Source organism: Pseudomonas sp. RHF3.3-3 (genome assembly GCF_048069595.1).
Lineage (GTDB): Bacteria > Pseudomonadota > Gammaproteobacteria > Pseudomonadales > Pseudomonadaceae > Aquipseudomonas > Aquipseudomonas fuscovaginae_B.
Window position 1 is genome coordinate 2,361,921 of sequence record NZ_CP182250.1, and the last position, 16,228, is coordinate 2,378,148.

The following is a 16,228-nucleotide window of genomic DNA, read 5'->3' on the forward strand; positions in this document are numbered from 1 at the left end:
CCGGGCGCCATCGGCCAGTCGCCGATGGCCCACAGGGCATTTTTCGATGGAAAGGTTGTAATGAGCGATACCGTTGAACTCTTCACCGATGGCGCCTGCAAGGGCAACCCCGGCCCGGGCGGCTGGGGCGCACTGCTGGTCTTCAAGGGGGTAGAGAAAGAACTCTGGGGCGGCGAGGCCAATACCACCAACAACCGCATGGAACTGCTGGGCGCGATTCGTGGGCTGGAAGAGCTCAAGCGGCCGTGTGAAGTGCTGTTGGTGACCGACTCCCAGTACGTGATGAAAGGCATCACCGAGTGGATGACCAACTGGAAGAAGCGCGGCTGGAAAACCGCGGCCAAGGAGCCGGTGAAAAATGCCGACCTGTGGCAGCAGCTCGACGAGCAGGTCAACCGCCACAACGTGAAATGGAAATGGGTACGCGGGCACGTCGGCCACCCGGGCAACGAACGCGCCGACCAACTGGCCAACCGCGGTGTGGATGAAGTGCGAGGAGTCAAGCATGCGTAGTGTGGTACTCGATACCGAAACCACCGGTATGCCGGTGACCGACGGCCACCGGATCATCGAGATCGGTTGCGTCGAGATCATCGGCCGCCGCCTGACCGGGCGGCATTTCCACGTCTATCTGCAACCGGACCGCGAAAGCGACGAGGGGGCGATCGGCGTCCACGGTATCACCGACCAGTTCCTGATCGGCAAGCCGCGCTTTGCCGAGGTGGCCGACGAGTTCTTCGAGTTCATCAAGGGCTCGCAACTGATCATCCACAACGCGGCGTTCGACGTTGGCTTCATCAACAACGAGTTCGCCCTGCTGGGGCAGCACGACCGCGCCGATATCAGCCAGCATTGCAGCATTCTCGACACCCTGCTGATGGCCCGGGAGCGCCATCCGGGACAGCGCAACAGCCTCGATGCCTTGTGCAAGCGCTACGGCGTCGACAACTCCGGCCGTGAACTGCACGGCGCCTTGCTCGACTCGGAGATTCTCGCCGACGTCTACCTGACCATGACCGGTGGCCAGACCAGCCTGTCCCTGGCCGGCAACAGCGGCGACGGTGCCGAAGGTGGAGCTGGCCAGGCCAGTGAAATCCGTCGGCTGTCTGCCGAGCGCAAGCCGGGCCGGATCATCCGTGCCAGCGAGAGCGAACTGGCCGAGCACCAGGCGCGCCTGGAGATCATTGCCAAGTCCGCCGGCGCACCGGCGCTCTGGACACAACTGGCGGAAGCTGCAGCGCAGTAGGGGTTGTTTGTTACAAGAGATCTCCTTTCTCCTGTTTCAACTTCACATGTAGGACAAACAGCTTCTACCCTGAAGGAACAGACGGGCGGTGTCTCGTCGCTTCAGGATTGAAAAAACCATGTACAAGGATTTGAAGTTTCCGATCCTGATCGTGCACCGCGACATCAAGGCGGACACGGTCGCCGGGGATCGGGTACGGGGAATCGCCAAAGAGCTCGAACAGGACGGTTTCAGCGTTTTCTGCGCTGTCGATTACGCCGAGGGCCGCCTGGTCGCCTCAACCCATCATGGCCTGGCCTGCCTGCTGATCGCCGCCGAGGGCGCCGGGGAAAACACCCACCTGCTGCAGAACATGGTCGAGTTGATCCGCCTGGCGCGGGTCCGCGCTCCCGACCTGCCGATCTTCGCCCTGGGCGAGCAGGTCACCCTTGAAAATGCACCGGCCGATGCCATGAGCGAGCTCAACCAGCTGCGCGGCATCCTCTACCTGTTCGAAGACACCGTACCGTTCCTGTCCCGGCAAGTCGCCCGGGCGGCGCGCAACTACCTGGATGGCCTGCTGCCACCGTTTTTCCGGGCGCTGGTGCAGCACACCGCCGATTCCAACTATTCCTGGCATACGCCCGGCCACGGCGGGGGTGTGGCCTACCGCAAGAGTCCGGTGGGGCAGGCGTTTCACCAGTTCTTCGGGGAGAACACCCTGCGTTCCGACCTTTCGGTCTCCGTGCCGGAGCTGGGTTCGCTGCTGGACCATACCGGCCCGCTGGCCGAGGCCGAAGCCCGTGCCGCACGCAACTTCGGTGCCGACCACACGTTCTTCGTGATCAATGGCACCTCCACCGCGAACAAGATCGTCTGGCATTCGATGGTCGGCCGGGATGACCTGGTGCTGGTGGACCGCAACTGCCACAAGTCGGTGCTGCATTCGATCATCATGACCGGCGCGATTCCGCTGTACCTGTGTCCGGAGCGCAATGAGCTGGGGATCATCGGCCCGATTCCCCTGAGCGAATTCAGCCACGAGTCGATCCAGGCAAAGATCGACGCCAGCCCGCTCACCCGTGGGCGCCTACCCCGGGTGAAGCTGGCGGTGGTGACCAACTCGACCTACGACGGCCTCTGCTACAACGCCGAACTGATCAAGCAGAGCCTGGGCAGCAGCGTCGAGGTCCTGCATTTCGACGAAGCCTGGTATGCCTATGCGGCTTTCCATGAATTCTTTGCCGGGCGCTATGGCATGGGCACCACGCGCACTGCGGACAGCCCGCTGGTGTTCACCACCCACTCGACCCACAAGCTGCTCGCGGCCTTCAGCCAAGCCTCGATGATCCATGTCCAGGATGGCGGGGCGCGACAGCTGGACCGCGACCGTTTCAACGAAGCGTTCATGATGCACATCTCCACTTCGCCGCAATACAGCATCATCGCTTCCCTGGACGTGGCCTCGGCCATGATGGAAGGGCCGGCGGGACGCTCGCTGCTCCAGGAAATGTTCGATGAAGCGCTGAGTTTTCGCCGCGCCCTGGCCAATCTGCGCCAGCACATTGCCGCCGATGACTGGTGGTTCAGCATCTGGCAGGCGCCGCGGGTGGAAGGCATCGACAGGGTCGAGACCGCCGACTGGCTGCTCGAACCGCAGGCCGACTGGCATGGTTTCGGTGACGTTGCCGAGGACTATGTGTTGCTCGATCCGATCAAGGTCACCCTGGTGATGCCGGGGCTCACCGCCGGCGGTGCCCTGGGCGAGCATGGCATTCCGGCGGCGGTGGTCAGCAAGTTTCTCTGGGAGCGCGGGCTGGTGGTGGAGAAGACCGGTCTCTATTCGTTCCTAGTGCTGTTCTCGATGGGGATCACCAAGGGCAAATGGAGCACGCTGCTTACGGAGTTGCTGGAGTTCAAGCGCAACTACGACGCCAATGTCGGCCTGGCCAGTTGCCTGCCCTCGGTGGCCCGGCAGGGGCCGCAACGTTACCAGGGCATGGGCCTGCGCGAGCTGTGCGACCAACTGCATGGCTGTTATCGCAGCAATGCCACGGCCAGGCATCTCAAGCGCATGTACACGGTACTGCCCGAGGTCGCCATGAAACCCGCCGATGCCTATGATCGGCTGGTCCGTGGCGAGGTCGAGGCGGTGTCGATCGATGCGTTGCAAGGGCGGGTCGCGGCGGTCATGCTGGTACCCTATCCGCCGGGTATTCCGCTGATCATGCCGGGCGAACGTTTTACCGAGGCGACCCGTTCGATCATCGACTACCTGGCCTTTGCCCGGGCGTTCGACAGTGGTTTCCCCGGTTTCGTCGCGGATGTGCACGGCCTGCAACATGAAGACAACGGTGATGGCCGCTGCTATACCGTCGATTGCATCAAGGAATGAGGACAGGACAGTTCGCCCTATGCATTTAGTCATGAACCCGAAAGACCCTGAAGTCTCGGTCCGGGTGGCCGACGAGGGCTTCTCCGAGTACATCTGGGGCAGCGATTTCAGCTTCGAGGTCAGGGCCTATGGCCGCGCCGAGATGGGCCGCAAGGTCGAGCAGTGGCCCCTGAGCACCGTGGCTCCCTACCGCAAGTGCTATGGCATCGATCCCGAGGAATTCGCCAGCTACCGCGGCAAGGCGGACAGTGCGATCTTCATGGCCTACCTCGATGGCCGTCCTGCCGGACATGTGGTGGTCAGCACCAACTGGAACGGCTTTGCCCATGTCGACGAACTGGCGGTGGATGCCCGTGCGCGGCGTCACGGCGTGGCCAGGGCCCTGCTCGACGAGGTGCGCTTCTGGAGCCAGAGGAAGAACCTGTCGGGGGTGATGCTGGAAACCCAGAACAACAACCTGGGCGCCTGTCGCCTGTACGAGCGTTGCGGCTACGTGCTGGGTGGGATGGACCACCTGCGTTACCGCGGGATCGACGCCCAGACCCGCGAAGTGGCGCTGTTCTGGTACCTGCTGTTCGCGCCGCAGATCTGACGGTCAGGTCGGCGCCAGCATGGCCGCGGCCTTTTCGCCGATGATTTCCAGCAGGGCCTTCTGCGCGGGTGATGGCTCGCGCTCCCCGAGGGTCAGGGCATGCAGGGTGATGGGGATGGCCGGCGATAGCGGGCAGACATCCAGCCCGCCATCCCTGGCCCCCACCGCCGTGAACGGGTCGACGATCGCCAGGCCTTCGCCGGCCTCGACCATGCTGCGCATCATCTGGTAGGTCTGTACCCGCGTCTGCACCTGGGGGGGCGGGCGCAGCCCCTGCAGCTTGCTGTCGAGCAGCAGGCTGAGGGTGTCCTGCTGTTCCAGGCCGATCATCGATTGACCCGCCAGATCCTGCAGGGAGATGTACTTCTGCCGGGGTTGCAACCAGCCGTGGGGGGCGAGCAGTTGCAGCTTGCCCTGGGCCAGCGCCTCGCAGCGGATCTGCGGATGTTCGGGATCGTGCAGGCTCAGGCCCAGTTCGATCTCGCGCAACAGCAGGCTGCGGACGATGTCGCGGGTGTGCTGGCTGGCCAGGGTGCAAGGGGTGTCGTGAAAGCGTCGGCGCAGGGCGGCGATGCCTTGCGGCAGCAGATGCTGGGCGAGCGTCGGGGTGCAGGTCACCCGCAGGGGCGGCGCCTGATGCTGGCGCAACTCCGCGGCCAGGCGCCGCAACGGTTCCAGTTCCCGGTACAGGTGGCTGATCTGCGGTTGCAGCTCGCGGGTTTCACGCGTCGCCTGCATACGCCCGCGCACCGTGGCGAACAACAGGAAGCCCAGTTGCTGCTCGGCCTCCTGCAGGGTGGCACTGAGCGTGGACGCCGGCAGTTGCAGCAACTCGGCGGCGGGGCCGAGGTTGCCGGTCTGCAGGATGGCCTGGATTGCTTCGATATGGCGTAGACGCATGCTTGAAGTCCATGTCCCGCACGGAGGAGGTCAGTGGACTGATCCTACCCCAAGTTGGCCTGCAAGACTGCAGGTCACCGTGCGTTCAGCCATGCGCCATCAAGGGGTGGAAAGGGTATCGGGCTCGCGAATCAGGGTGATGCCCGACTGGACCAGCAGGAACTCGTTGTCGTCGAGTTTATTGACCCGATCGCCAATGGCCAGTTTGTAGGTGGTGACGGGCTCCGTGCCGGCCAGGCCTCCCTCCGAAGGCATGGATTCCTGGAACTCATGCACGGAGTACACGCGTCCTTCCGCGTCCCGTGCATGAAATTGTCCGACGAGTACTGCAGCCATCTGTATTGAACCTCTGGAAATTAACTGCCGATTTGCGGTTCTGTAGACCTTGCCCGGCTCCGGGAAGTTTTGTCCCGGGAAAAAAATAGTCGGCCGATCCTGCCGGTTACAGCGTTGGCAAGGGGCCATATCCTGCGTTGTGCTGGGAAAAAATCCGACATTGGTTGCGGCTGATCATCTATACCTAAAGCTCCCTTGTCCCACGTATCAGGAGTGCCCATGAGTAATGTCCATACCGTCGCTGTGCTGGTTGGCAGCCTGAGAAAAGAGTCGATCAACCGCAAGGTGGCCCTGGCCCTGGCCGAGTTGGCACCGGCCAATCTGAAGCTGAGGATTGTCGAGATCGGCGACCTTCCGCTGTATAACGAGGATATTGATGGCACGCCGCCGGCGGCCTATACCACTTTCCGCGAGCAGGTTGCCGCGGCCGATGCTGTGTTGTTCGTGACCCCGGAGTACAACCGTTCGGTGCCCGCCCCGCTGAAGAATGCCATCGACGTCGGTTCGCGGCCTTACGGCAAAAGCGCCTGGAGCGGCAAGCCGGGGGCGGTGATCAGCGTATCGCCGGGGGCGATTGGCGGCTTCGGCGCCAACCACCATTTGCGCCAGTCGCTGGTGTTTCTCAACGTGCCTTGCATGCAGCAGCCGGAGGCCTATTTCGGCGGGGCGGGCAGTGCGTTCGATGAGACGGGCAAGTTGTCGGAGCAGAGCAGGCCGTTCCTGCAGGGCTTCATCAATGCCTATGGGCAGTGGGTGGAGCAGCACCAGAAGGCCTGATGGCTCCAGGGCCCTTTCGCGGATAAATCGGAGCGCAGGATCGCCGGCTCCCGCGGGGTATTGGGGGGAGCGCAAGCCGGGTGAACGCCACAAGTCCCGATGGGGCCAGCGAAGGCGGTCTTGAATGCGCCAGAAGCTTCGCGGGCAACCGAGCGTCGGCCGGCCGCTCCTACCACACGGGTGTAACCCTCTGGGTGTCGGCGGTCCGGTTCATCCGCGAAGCGTTTAGCGATTCAGGCCGTTACTGGAAATCAGCAGGCCTGTGGCATCTCCCCGTTCGCCAACCGCTGGTTGATCTGCGCAATCACCTGCGGCAACTCGTTGATGGTGTCGATCAGGTAGTGGGGGCGGGAGCCTTCGAACAAGCCATGGATGCGCTGGCGCTCGGCCGCCAGGCTGGCGCTGTCCAGTGCCTGGTAGGCCTCGTAGTCCAGTCCCAGGGCGTTGCCGGAGCAGACCAGGGCCACCGTCCACATGCCCGCGCGGCGGCCTTCGAGAATGCCCGGAACCGTATCGTCCACCTTCACGCAAGCGGCGACGTCATCGATGCCCAGGGCAATCACGTTCGCCAATGCCTGGGCCGGCCAGGGGCGGCCGTTGGGCACTTCATCGGTGGCCACCACATGGTCGGCCACATAGCCCTTGCTGGCCGCCAGCTCGACCACCTTGGCCATTACCTGGGCCGGGTAGCCGGAACACGAACCGATCTTCAGCCCCTGTCGGCGCAGTTCGGCGATGGTCTCGAGTGCGCCGGGAATCAGCGCCGAATGCTCGGCGATCTTTTCGATCTGCAAGGGCATGAAGCGCTGGTAGATCTGCGTCACATCCACATCCCTGGGCGTGCGGCCGAACACCTTGCGGTAGCGCTCGGCGATCTGTGGCTGGTTGCACAGGGTGCGGATGTGATCCCACTTGCCCATGCCCATCGGTCCGCGCGCCTCGTCGATGGAGACCTGCACGTCGAACTCGGCGAAGGCTTCGACGAAGATCTGGGTGGGGGCGAACGAGCCGAAGTCGACGACGGTGCCGGCCCAGTCGAGGATGGCCGCTTGCAGCCGGGTTGGTCGGGTGTAGTTCATGGTGGTTGCCTCAAGCACGGAAGTGGCTGTTCAGGGTGGGCGTGGCAACGCCCGGCACGCGCAAGGTCGCCACGCCCATCTCGTGCAGGGCCTCGCCGATGGCCTGGACCGCGGCCTGCAGGTGGTGGCGGGTGATGTCGCCAATGCAGCCGACGCGGAAGGTGTCGACCTCGGTCAGCTTGCCCGGATAAAGGATGAAGCCCTTGGCCTTGACCCGCTCATAAAGCGCCTTGAACTCATAGTGCGGGTCCTGTGGTGCATGCACGGTGACGATGATCGGTGCCTGGATCGCTTCCGGCAGGAAACTGCGCAGGCCGAGCTTGCCGAGTTCCTCGAGCAGCACCTGGCAGTTGTCGGCATAGCGTCGCAGACGCGCCGGCTGGCCGCCCTGCTCGGCATATTGCTGCAAGGCCTCATGCAGGGCGGCGACCACATGGGTCGGCGGCGTGAAGCGCCACTGGCCGGTGCGTGCCAGGTAGGTCTGCTGGTCATGCAGATCCAGCGCCAGCGAATGCGAGTTGCCACCGGCCTCGGCCAGGCTGGCCTTGTGGGCCAATACGAAGCCCATGCCCGGCACGCCTTCCAGGCATTTGCCGGAGGCGGCGATCAGGGCATCGAACGGCACCAGCCGGGCGTCGATGGGCAAGGCGCCGAAGGAACTCATGGCGTCGATGATCAGGCGTTTGGCATGGCGGGCGACGACCTCGGCGATCGGCTCCAGCGGGTTGAGGATGCCGGTGCCGGTTTCGCAGTGGATCAGCGCGACATGGGTGATCGCCGGGTCGGCGAGCAGTCGCTGTTCGACCTCGGCCGCGTCGCTCGGCTGGTCCTCGGCGCTTTCGAGGGTGCAGAAGGCCCGGCCCAGCACCGAGCAGATGCTCGCCAGGCGCTTGCCGTAGGCGCCATTGACCAGCACCAGCACTTTGCCGTCGCGGGGCACCAGGGTACCGATGGCGGCCTCCACGGCAAAGGTCCCGCTGCCCTGCAACGGCACGCAGTGATGGCTGTCGGCAGCGTTGACAATGGCCAGCAGGCGTTCGCAGACGCTGGCGGTCAGCCGGTTGAAGCGCTCGTCCCACGAGCCCCAGTCCAGCAACAGCGCCTGGCGGGTACGGGCCGAGGTGGTGAGCGGGCCGGGAGTCAGCAGGAGGGGGGCGGTACTCATGGGGATTTCCTTGCAGCGCTGATCATTGACGGGATACTCGGCATACGTTGCGGTTTGCCTTGTCATCAATCAAATTGTTTGTTGTTATGCGAGCTATCAGTGAGGCCGATAACAATGAACCTGTTCCAACTCCGTGCATTCGATGCCGTGGCCCGCGAGGGCAGCTTTACCCGTGCCGCCGCCCGGCTGTTCATCAGCCAGCCGGCGGTCACCGGGCATATCAAGGCTCTGGAGGAGCATTACCAGGTCACGTTGCTGCGCCGGACGGCACGGCGGGTGGAGTTGACGGAGCAGGGCACCCGGCTGGCGGCGATCACCCGGGCAATGTTCGGCCTGGCCGAAGAGGCGCGGGTCATGCTCGAAGCCAACCGCCAGTTGCTGACCGGGCGCCTGGAGGTCGCGGCGGATGGGCCGCACCTGGTGATGCCGATGCTCGCCCGGCTGCGCGAGCGTTATCCGGGGGTCACCGTCAACCTGCGGCTGGGCAATGCCCAGGAAACCCTGGCGGCGTTGCTCGCCGAACATGCTGACGTCGCGGTGCTGACCGAAGTCGAGCCGCGCAAGGGGCTGCATCTTCAGGCCTTGAACGAATCGCGGATCTGTGTGCTGGTGCCGGCCGGTCATCCCTGGCAGGACGAACCCGAGGGTATCGCGCTGCAACGCCTGGACCAGATGATCATGGTGCTGCGTGAACCTTCGTCGATCACCCGGCGGACCTTCGACCAGGCGTGTGGCCTGGCCGGGGTGCATCCGCGGGTGCTGCTGGAGCTGGACAGTCGTGAAGCGGTGACCGAAGCGGTGGCCGCCGACCTGGGGCTGGGGATCGTTTCCTCGCTGGAGGTCAGCCACGACCCGAGGGTCAGGGCCGTGCCGCTGATCGGCGACGGCCTGCGCAACCGGCACATGGTCGGTTGCCTGGAGCGGCGTACCGAGTTGCGCCTGATCCAGGCGTTTCTCGGGCTGCTGGCGTGATCCCCGGTTAGGCTCTTCAGTCCGGTGCCGAGGGCCTGATCAGCCATTCGTAGACGCTGTTCAGTTCTGCGCCACAACTGCCGGAGAGGCTGTTCAGGCTTGCCTGGAGAAACGCCCGGCGCTGCGCGGGGCTCCAGTGCTGGCGCAGGTATTCGTGCACGGCCAGGCACTGGCCGGGGTAGAGCAGCCAGAGCTGTTCCGGCGTGTCGGCCAGTTCCAGTGCCAGCCGATGTCGCTGGCAAGGGCTCAGCATGGCCATGCCGCGGGCATCGCTGCTGCCTTCGAGCAGGATGTCTTCGCGGTTCAGGCGTGCCAGTTCCCCGAGCCCGGGCCGCGGCATGCGCACGATGTACCAGACGCTGTTGCCCAGGCAGGTGCCGGGCTGCCGTGGCTGTTCGTAGAGGTAGATTTCCCCGGGCATTTCGTCCTCGCTCCGCGGTTCGGGCGGCGCCTGGAGTTTCGGCTGCCGATCGCTCAGGAAACCGCAGATCACCAACTGTTCGGGGTCGTGGTCGACACACCCGATCAGCACCTGGCTGCCTACCATCGGGGCCCTGCCTTCGGCGACCCCGAGAGGAATCCAGCAGCCGGGAGCGGCGTCCGGCGCGTGCAGGGCATCCTGCAACTGCACATGCAGCCGTCCCTGGGCATCGGGCCGGGCCGACTGTCCCGCGGGGCCGAGGACGGTTCCCAACTGGTAGCCCCGTGGTTGCAGGCGGGGCTGGCGCAGAGGCGGGCGGAAGGGGGTGGCCCAGGGGATCGCCCGAAAGTGGTTGCGATAGCCAGGGGGGCCGAGGCCTGCGTCGTGTGGGAGGGTCTGGGGCAGCTCGCCGTCGACGTGTTGTTCACCCCAGTGCCGGACTTCGGTGATCAGCCACTGGTCGTTGAATGCCTGGCGGGGATGGTTGCCCAGATGGCGCACATCGGCGCTGTGCAGTTCGCCCAGGTCGCTGCTGCCCTGGATCAGTCGGCTGTCACAGCGCAGGCGTTCCAGGGCGCGACGGCTGCATTGCCGTTCGTGGCGCTGCCGTGGATCGCCGGGCGTCGAGTGCAGGCCGTAGGGCCCGGCCTGGTTGGCTGCGCCATGAGGGTCCGATGGCCCGTGGCAGACCGGGGACGGCCAGGGCGAGCAGCCGCTCCCGGGCGATCGCCGGCTGTCGAGCGGACGAGGCATCGCATGCCGCTCATGCAACCGGTGGACCGCCGGCTGGCCATTGAACGGCGTTTCGCTGTAGCGCAGCAGGCCCGGCCGTTCGGGGAAGGCCTGGGGATCCTCGGCGAAGACCACGACATGCTGCCGGGGGCTGTGCTCGAAGTGATAGTGGATACCTTCTTCCTCGCAGAGCCGGTTCAGCCACTGCAGGTCGTCCTGCTCATGCTGCTGGCAGTACGGGCGGGGCGGGTAGGTCCCCTGGCCGAGTTCGAGGCGATAGTCGACGGGTTTCAGGCCATGGCTGTCGAGCAGTCGCGCGAGGATCTCGGGGACACTCAGGTCATGGAACACCCGACGCCTGGCGCTGTTTTCGAGCAACGCCAGGCGTGGCCCCAGCACCACCTGGTAGTGGCAGCGGCTGGCGCCGAGGTAGCAACTGCCGATTTCATGGATCAGCCCATGGATACCTGCCCCTGGCTGGCCGAAACCGAGGAACGCCGGTTGATGCAGCAAGGTCTGCAGGTCCCGCTCGGGGTCATCGCCCAGCAGCTCGATGTCGAAGCGATAGGGCTGGTTCAGGGCTTCGTGCCCACTGAAGCGAATCACCTGCAGGGGGGCGGGAAGGGAAGCGATTGCCAGTGAGATCTGTCGTGCCTTGTCCTGAGCCATTTCATCTCTTTTTGTCGGGGACGTTGTGGCAGAGGGTACGAAATGACGGAGATATCGGGACCCAGCAAAACAGCTTTTGGGAAATTGCCTACGATCATCTGCGCAGAGTCGTAGCGATTGTCAGGTTTTGGTCGATCCGTGACTTTTTGCCGTATAAACTGCGCGCAAAGCGTCGGCCAATAAATGTCACGACGCCACTGATCGAGAGAGTGAGTAATGGGCGCACAGTGGAAGGTTAAACACAAAGAGGCGGCAGCCAACGCCAAGGGCAAGCTGTTCGGCAAGCTGGTCAAGGAAATCACCATCGCTGCGCGCAATGGTGCGGACGTTGCCACCAACGCGCACCTGCGCCTGGTGGTCGAGCAGGCGAAGAAGGCCTCGATGCCTCGCGACACCCTGGAGCGCGCCATCAAGAAAGGTTCCGGCCAACTGGGCGAAACCGTGCAGTACCACCGTGTGACCTATGAAGGGTTTGCTCCGCACCAGGTGCCGCTGATCGTCGAGTGCGTCACCGACAACGTCAACCGCACCGTGGCGGAAATCCGCGTGGCGTTCCGCAAGGGCCAACTGGGTGCTTCCGGTTCGGTGTCCTGGGATTTCAACCACGTCGGCCTGATCGAGGCTTCGCCGGACAGCCCGGACGCCGATCCGGAAGTGGCGGCCATCGAAGCCGGCGCCCAGGATTTCGAGCCGGGTGAAGACGGCGCGACCCTGTTCATCACCGAGACCACCGACCTCGACGCGGTGCAGAAGGCCTTGCCGGAGCAGGGTTTCACCGTGCTGTCGGCGAAGCTGGGCTACCAGCCGAAGAACCCGGTCAGCGGCCTGAGCGACGAGCAGATGGCTGAAGTCGAAGCCTTCCTCGAAGGCCTGGACAACCATGACGACGTGCAGGACATGTTCGTCGGCCTGGCGGGCTGATTCCTGTTGCGGCCCGTTCGCGGATAAATCCTGCTCCCACCCTGTATCGCGGTGACCACAAATCTTGTGGACGCCGCAAAGCTTGTGGGAGCAGGATTTATCCGCGACAGGGGCCCGCACTACTTAGAGCTGCGCGCAAATATCTTCGAAACCCGGCCGCGCCAAGACATCCGGCTGAATGCAACGCTCTTGCAGACCCTGCAGTGATTCCAACACTCCAGATTCGAAATCCCCGTCGACCCGTTCCAGCAATTCCCCCAGCAGAATCCCGAACGCCCGCACCTCGATCCGCTGCAACGCACAGCTTTCCAGGCTATCGGTCGGCGAATGGAACGACGCTGCGCCAAAATCCCCCAGCAGGCAATCGCCGTCGCTGTTGTAGAGGATGTTGTGTCCATACAGGTCGCCATGGCACAGCCCCAGGCGATGCAGGTGTGCACCCACCGAGGCTATGCCGCGCGCCATGCGCAGCGCCTGCGCGGGACTGAAGCGGGTGTCGTCGCGATACACGTCGCGGCTGCATGAGTCGAGGCTGGGCAGGGCGGCGAGGTTGGCGAACCGTGGATCGATCAGTTCCATCACCAGCCCGGCCTGCTCATCGGGATGACCGCTGATGCGGCCTTCGACCCGGATCAGGTTGGGGTGCAGGCCGGCGGCGATACAGGCGTTCATTTCATTCAGGGGCGAGCCGTCGCTGGTCATGCTGCCCTTGTACAGCTTGACCGCCACCGCCTTGGCCGCAGCCGAAGGACGGTTCCACAGGGCCTGGCTGATCACCCCCGAGGCGCCTTCGCCCAGCCGCTGTTCGAGCTGCAGTTGCGCCCAGTCGATATTCGGCGTGGTATCACCGGCCAGTACCTCGCCGGTGTGGTCGAGGCGCGGATTGCCGGCATAGGCGATCCAGGCCAGGCTCGGCAGGGTCAGCAGCCATGGCGGCAACTCGTCCAGCTGGTTGGCGGCGATCCGGATCAGTTCCAGGTTGTGGCAGTCGGCCAGGGTGGCCGGCAGTTGTCGCAGCCGGTTGCCGGCGAGCATGAGCTTCTGCAACCGAGGGCGGCGTCCCAGCTCGTCGGGCAGTTCGGCGATGCGGTTGTCGGTCAGGATCAGCCAGCGCAGCAACGGCGGCAACGCCGCCGCCGGCACGTGTTCGATCCGGTTGGCCTTGAACGCGACCATGCTCAGTTGGGCGCATCGGCCCAGGCAACCGGGCAGTTCGGTGAACAGGTTGTCGGAACAGAACAGGATACGCAGGTGCGGCAGGCGATGCAGGTCGTCCGGCAGGCTGCTCAGGCGGTTGCCGCTCAGGTTGAGAATTTCCAGGGAGTCGGCCAGTTGGAAGATCTCCCGGGGAAACTCGGTCAGCCCGCAGGACAGGTCGAGTCGCCGGATACCGGCCAATTGGCCGGCGCGCAGTTGATCAAGGGTGTGCATGAGCGGGCGTTCCGTACGGGTCACGATCATCGAAAAAGGCCGCCATCATAGCCGTCCGGGCGCGACCTTGCTCGTTGTCGCGCTCAGGGGCCGACCTCCACCAGTTGCCCCAGTCGGCTGCGGGTGCGCGCCAGGTCGATGGCGTTGCCACCCAGGCTGTCGCGCAGGGGCCGGGCGCCGATCAGTTGCAGGCGCTTGTCCTGGTCGTAGAGCACGTCGATCAGGTTGATGAAGCGTTGCTGGCTGGCGATCGGGCAGTCTTCCAGGCTGGGCAGTTCGTCGATGATCCAGTTGTCGAAGCGTCGGCACAGTTCCAGATAGTCCATCACCGCTGTCGGCTCTTCGCACAGGTCGGCAAACTCGAAGCGCACGCAGCGGTCGTGGGTCTGGCGCACCTTGAGTTGCCGCGCACCGACCGTCAGCGGGCTTGCCGGCACACCCCGTTCCGGCAAGCACAAAGCCTGGCGCTGCTCGGCGCTGCCGGGCCAGATGTACTGGCCATGGGTGAACTGCTGCTGCGTGTGGCTGCGCGACTGGCTGCGATAGTCGTGGGGGCCGCCAACCTCCATCACCTCCATGCGTGCGTTGATCAGGTCGATGACCGGCTTGAACCGCGCGTGATAGAGCGGATTGGGCAGCAGCCCCTCGGGCGGGTAGTTGGATGTCACCACCAGCAGCACCTGGCGTTGGAACAGGGCCTTGAACAGCCGGGTGATCAGCATGGCGTCGCCGATGTCATGGACATGGAACTCGTCGAAGCACAGCAGCCGGCAGTCGACGAGCAGTTCATCCAGGGTGGCGCCCAGGGCATCCGGGTTTTCGCGATGGCTGAACATGCCCTGGTGCAGGCGGGCGAAGAAATCATGGAAGTGCAGCCGCTGTTTCTCGGCGACCGGCACCGCCTGGAAGAAACCGTCCAGCAGCCAACTCTTGCCCCGGCCAACGGCACCGTGCAGGTACAGGCTGCGCAACTGCGAGGGAGCGCCCTGTAACAGGGTCGTGGCCTGTTGCGCCATGCGTTCGATGACCCGCTGCTGGCTGTGGCTCAGGGTATAGCCCTGGTGGCTGGCCTTGCGCCGGAAGTATTCATGGACATCGTGGTGTGGCTTGGCAACGCCAGCCTTGCCCGGCGCCGTCTTGCCGAAGAGACGGCGCAGTGCCGGCCAGCGTGATTTGCTGCCTGGGCGGTGAGGAGGTGTGGCGGCCAACGGAGAAAGTCCCCTTGCGTGAAGATTCCGAGCGTTGCGGTGCTGGTCTCCCGGGCAACGCTGCAACTTGGGTGGTGCAGTGCCATGTTGCCGGGGACTGCCGCGATTCTACCAATAGAAAATGGGGCGGCCAGCAATCTCTAAAGGGAATGGCTGCCGGGGCGACGAATGCCCTGTGCCGGCGGGCGCGGAAAACAGCGCCGGCATATGGCTATCTCGTTTGTTCTGCACGTTACGCGGTGAACGCGGGGCCCGGCACGATATTGCCCGCCCCGGCATCCCCGACCTGCCGGGGCGGCATCGGCGGGCCCCGACGATTCTAGCGTTCGATGCTGCGGTTCCAGCGGGCGTTCCACTCCGGACGCAGCAGGTTGACCTGATCCCAGTCGATCGCCACGGCGGTTTCCAGGTACTGCTTCATCGCCTCGACCTGGCCACGGGTGCGCTCGCTGGTCGGGGTATTGGGGTTGGACGGGATCTGGTCGCCATCCTCCAGCGCCGCCGCCTGGGCCTCGGGCGTCAGCAGGAACTCGGCGAGCTTCTGCGCCAGCTCCGGCTGGTTGTTGTTGGCAATCGCACATTCGGCGACGTTCAGCACCACCGCGCCTTCCTTGGGCTGCGCGTACTCCACCGGGATGCCCTTGAGCTTGAGCGCGGTGACCTGGGTCGGCGTCAGCGGGAACAGCGCGGCCTCGTCGGTCTGGACCATCTCCGACAGCTTGGCCGAGCTGGGAATGTACTCCAGCACGTTGCGCCCCACGCTCGTCGGCCAGGCCTTGAAGCCCGGGTCTACATTGGTCTCGTTGCCGCCCTGGAGCCGGTTGAACATCAGGAAACCGTGCAGGCCGAACGTCGAGGAGGACATCGACTGGAACACCAGCTTGTCCTTGTATCTGCTGTCGGCCATGTCCATCCACGAGGTGGGGGCGGCCCAGCCCTTTGCCTTGAACAGGCGGGTGTTGTAGGCCAGCCCCGTCACGCCCAGGCTGACCGCCACCGCTTCGTCCTTGATCCGGCCCTTGGCCGGAATCTGCGCCAGGGTCGGGTTGTCCTGCAGCTTGCTGCACAGGCCCATGGAGATCGCCCGGTACATGATCCCGTCATCGAGAAAGATCACGTGCAGTTGCGGGTTGTCCTTGCTCGCCTGGACCTTGGCGAGGATGTCGGCGGAGGTGCCGGGCACGATCACCACCTTGACGTTGTTGGCCTTTTCGAAGGGCGGCAGTACCTTGTCGGCGTACAGCCGTTCCATGGTCCCGCCGTTCATGCCCAGGTACAGCGTCGGCTCCGCCTGGGCCGGCGTGGCGAGGAGCAGGGCGGCGAGCGGCAGGCAGGACAAACCGATCAGGGCATTGCGTGGGGCATGGTTCATGGCGCGATCTTCCTCTGGGTTCTGACGGCCCGC

Annotated in this window: 15 protein-coding genes; 7 read left to right on the plus strand and 8 right to left on the minus strand. The window is 64.6% G+C overall.

Annotated features, from left to right (window positions below):
• Nucleotides 1-60: 60 nt before the first annotated feature.
• The 4 genes from rnhA to ACMGT0_RS10860 all read left to right on the plus strand — a co-directional run bounded on the left by rnhA (nucleotide 61) and on the right by ACMGT0_RS10860 (nucleotide 4,212).
• Nucleotides 61-513 carry a ribonuclease HI gene (rnhA, locus tag ACMGT0_RS10845; RefSeq protein WP_054057389.1) on the plus strand — a complete coding sequence of 151 codons (453 nt, stop codon included), beginning with the start codon at nucleotides 61-63 and terminating at the stop codon, nucleotides 511-513.
• Complete coding sequence (gene dnaQ, locus ACMGT0_RS10850) at nucleotides 506-1,246, plus strand: DNA polymerase III subunit epsilon (protein ID WP_054057390.1); 741 nt, start codon at nucleotides 506-508, stop codon at nucleotides 1,244-1,246. The genes rnhA and dnaQ overlap by 8 nt, the downstream gene beginning before the upstream one ends.
• A 118-nt stretch (nucleotides 1,247-1,364) precedes the next feature.
• Nucleotides 1,365-3,620: an Orn/Lys/Arg decarboxylase N-terminal domain-containing protein gene (locus ACMGT0_RS10855; RefSeq protein WP_416772535.1), complete on the plus strand. Its 2,256-nt coding sequence runs from the start codon at nucleotides 1,365-1,367 to the stop codon at nucleotides 3,618-3,620.
• Between the two features lie 19 nt (nucleotides 3,621-3,639).
• The gene (locus ACMGT0_RS10860; protein ID WP_054063864.1) at nucleotides 3,640-4,212 is read left to right on the plus strand and encodes a GNAT family N-acetyltransferase; all 573 of its coding nucleotides are present in this window, start codon (nucleotides 3,640-3,642) and stop codon (nucleotides 4,210-4,212) included.
• 3 nt (nucleotides 4,213-4,215) lie between these two features.
• On the opposite strand, the gene ACMGT0_RS10865 is transcribed toward ACMGT0_RS10860, so the two are convergent.
• Nucleotides 4,216-5,112, minus strand: a complete 897-nt coding sequence (locus tag ACMGT0_RS10865) for a LysR substrate-binding domain-containing protein (protein ID WP_054057393.1) — start codon at nucleotides 5,110-5,112, stop codon at nucleotides 4,216-4,218.
• 99 nt (nucleotides 5,113-5,211) lie between these two features.
• Complete coding sequence (locus ACMGT0_RS10870) at nucleotides 5,212-5,448, minus strand: hypothetical protein (RefSeq protein WP_416772537.1); 237 nt, start codon at nucleotides 5,446-5,448, stop codon at nucleotides 5,212-5,214.
• Between the two features lie 219 nt (nucleotides 5,449-5,667).
• On the opposite strand from ACMGT0_RS10870, the gene ACMGT0_RS10875 reads away from it, so the two are divergent.
• Nucleotides 5,668-6,225 (plus strand): NADPH-dependent FMN reductase, encoded by a 558-nt coding sequence (locus ACMGT0_RS10875; protein ID WP_054057395.1) that lies wholly within the window; start codon nucleotides 5,668-5,670, stop codon nucleotides 6,223-6,225.
• Between the two features lie 251 nt (nucleotides 6,226-6,476).
• On the opposite strand, the gene phnX is transcribed toward ACMGT0_RS10875, so the two are convergent.
• Nucleotides 6,477-7,304 carry a phosphonoacetaldehyde hydrolase gene (gene phnX, locus ACMGT0_RS10880; protein ID WP_416772539.1) on the minus strand — a complete coding sequence of 276 codons (828 nt, stop codon included), beginning with the start codon at nucleotides 7,302-7,304 and terminating at the stop codon, nucleotides 6,477-6,479.
• Between the two features lie 10 nt (nucleotides 7,305-7,314).
• A complete protein-coding gene (locus tag ACMGT0_RS10885) occupies nucleotides 7,315-8,469 on the minus strand; it encodes a 2-aminoethylphosphonate--pyruvate transaminase (protein ID WP_054063861.1) in 1,155 nt (384 codons plus the stop codon).
• Nucleotides 8,470-8,583: 114 nt separating this feature from the next.
• Between ACMGT0_RS10885 and ACMGT0_RS10890 the strand changes: the two genes are divergently transcribed.
• A complete protein-coding gene (locus ACMGT0_RS10890) occupies nucleotides 8,584-9,441 on the plus strand; it encodes a LysR substrate-binding domain-containing protein (RefSeq protein WP_054063860.1) in 858 nt (285 codons plus the stop codon).
• Between the two features lie 16 nt (nucleotides 9,442-9,457).
• On the opposite strand, the gene ACMGT0_RS10895 is transcribed toward ACMGT0_RS10890, so the two are convergent.
• Nucleotides 9,458-11,263, minus strand: coding sequence for a type VI secretion system Vgr family protein (locus tag ACMGT0_RS10895; protein ID WP_416772542.1), 1,806 nt, complete (start codon nucleotides 11,261-11,263; stop codon nucleotides 9,458-9,460).
• Nucleotides 11,264-11,479: 216 nt separating this feature from the next.
• Between ACMGT0_RS10895 and ACMGT0_RS10900 the strand changes: the two genes are divergently transcribed.
• On the plus strand, nucleotides 11,480-12,184 hold the full coding sequence (locus ACMGT0_RS10900) for a YebC/PmpR family DNA-binding transcriptional regulator (protein ID WP_054057399.1): 705 nt from the start codon (nucleotides 11,480-11,482) through the stop codon (nucleotides 12,182-12,184).
• Between the two features lie 123 nt (nucleotides 12,185-12,307).
• Here the strand turns inward: ACMGT0_RS10900 and ACMGT0_RS10905 are convergent, their stop codons facing one another.
• The 3 genes from ACMGT0_RS10905 to ACMGT0_RS10915 all read right to left on the minus strand — a co-directional run bounded on the left by ACMGT0_RS10905 (nucleotide 12,308) and on the right by ACMGT0_RS10915 (nucleotide 16,195).
• Nucleotides 12,308-13,615 carry a leucine-rich repeat-containing protein kinase family protein gene (locus ACMGT0_RS10905; RefSeq protein WP_416772543.1) on the minus strand — a complete coding sequence of 436 codons (1,308 nt, stop codon included), beginning with the start codon at nucleotides 13,613-13,615 and terminating at the stop codon, nucleotides 12,308-12,310.
• An 83-nt stretch (nucleotides 13,616-13,698) separates the two neighbouring features.
• Nucleotides 13,699-14,823: a cell division protein ZapE gene (gene zapE, locus ACMGT0_RS10910; protein ID WP_416772545.1), complete on the minus strand. Its 1,125-nt coding sequence runs from the start codon at nucleotides 14,821-14,823 to the stop codon at nucleotides 13,699-13,701.
• 319 nt (nucleotides 14,824-15,142) lie between these two features.
• Nucleotides 15,143-16,195, minus strand: a complete 1,053-nt coding sequence (locus ACMGT0_RS10915) for an ABC transporter substrate-binding protein (protein ID WP_054057401.1) — start codon at nucleotides 16,193-16,195, stop codon at nucleotides 15,143-15,145.
• Nucleotides 16,196-16,228 lie beyond the last annotated feature (33 nt).

What these genes read in the sequence shown, in the direction of transcription:
- rnhA (WP_054057389.1), top strand. Translation starts at nt 61, where the DNA reads ATGAGCGATACCGTTGAACTCTTCACCGATGGCGCCTGCAAGGGCAAC.
- dnaQ (WP_054057390.1), top strand. Translation starts at nt 506, where the DNA reads ATGCGTAGTGTGGTACTCGATACCGAAACCACCGGTATGCCGGTGACC.
- ACMGT0_RS10855 (WP_416772535.1), top strand. Translation starts at nt 1,365, where the DNA reads ATGTACAAGGATTTGAAGTTTCCGATCCTGATCGTGCACCGCGACATC.
- ACMGT0_RS10860 (WP_054063864.1), top strand. Translation starts at nt 3,640, where the DNA reads ATGCATTTAGTCATGAACCCGAAAGACCCTGAAGTCTCGGTCCGGGTG.
- ACMGT0_RS10865 (WP_054057393.1), bottom strand. Translation starts at nt 5,112, where the DNA reads ATGCGTCTACGCCATATCGAAGCAATCCAGGCCATCCTGCAGACCGGC.
- ACMGT0_RS10870 (WP_416772537.1), bottom strand. Translation starts at nt 5,448, where the DNA reads ATGGCTGCAGTACTCGTCGGACAATTTCATGCACGGGACGCGGAAGGA.
- ACMGT0_RS10875 (WP_054057395.1), top strand. Translation starts at nt 5,668, where the DNA reads ATGAGTAATGTCCATACCGTCGCTGTGCTGGTTGGCAGCCTGAGAAAA.
- phnX (WP_416772539.1), bottom strand. Translation starts at nt 7,304, where the DNA reads ATGAACTACACCCGACCAACCCGGCTGCAAGCGGCCATCCTCGACTGG.
- ACMGT0_RS10885 (WP_054063861.1), bottom strand. Translation starts at nt 8,469, where the DNA reads ATGAGTACCGCCCCCCTCCTGCTGACTCCCGGCCCGCTCACCACCTCG.
- ACMGT0_RS10890 (WP_054063860.1), top strand. Translation starts at nt 8,584, where the DNA reads ATGAACCTGTTCCAACTCCGTGCATTCGATGCCGTGGCCCGCGAGGGC.
- ACMGT0_RS10895 (WP_416772542.1), bottom strand. Translation starts at nt 11,263, where the DNA reads ATGGCTCAGGACAAGGCACGACAGATCTCACTGGCAATCGCTTCCCTT.
- ACMGT0_RS10900 (WP_054057399.1), top strand. Translation starts at nt 11,480, where the DNA reads ATGGGCGCACAGTGGAAGGTTAAACACAAAGAGGCGGCAGCCAACGCC.
- ACMGT0_RS10905 (WP_416772543.1), bottom strand. Translation starts at nt 13,615, where the DNA reads ATGCACACCCTTGATCAACTGCGCGCCGGCCAATTGGCCGGTATCCGG.
- ACMGT0_RS10915 (WP_054057401.1), bottom strand. Translation starts at nt 16,195, where the DNA reads ATGAACCATGCCCCACGCAATGCCCTGATCGGTTTGTCCTGCCTGCCG.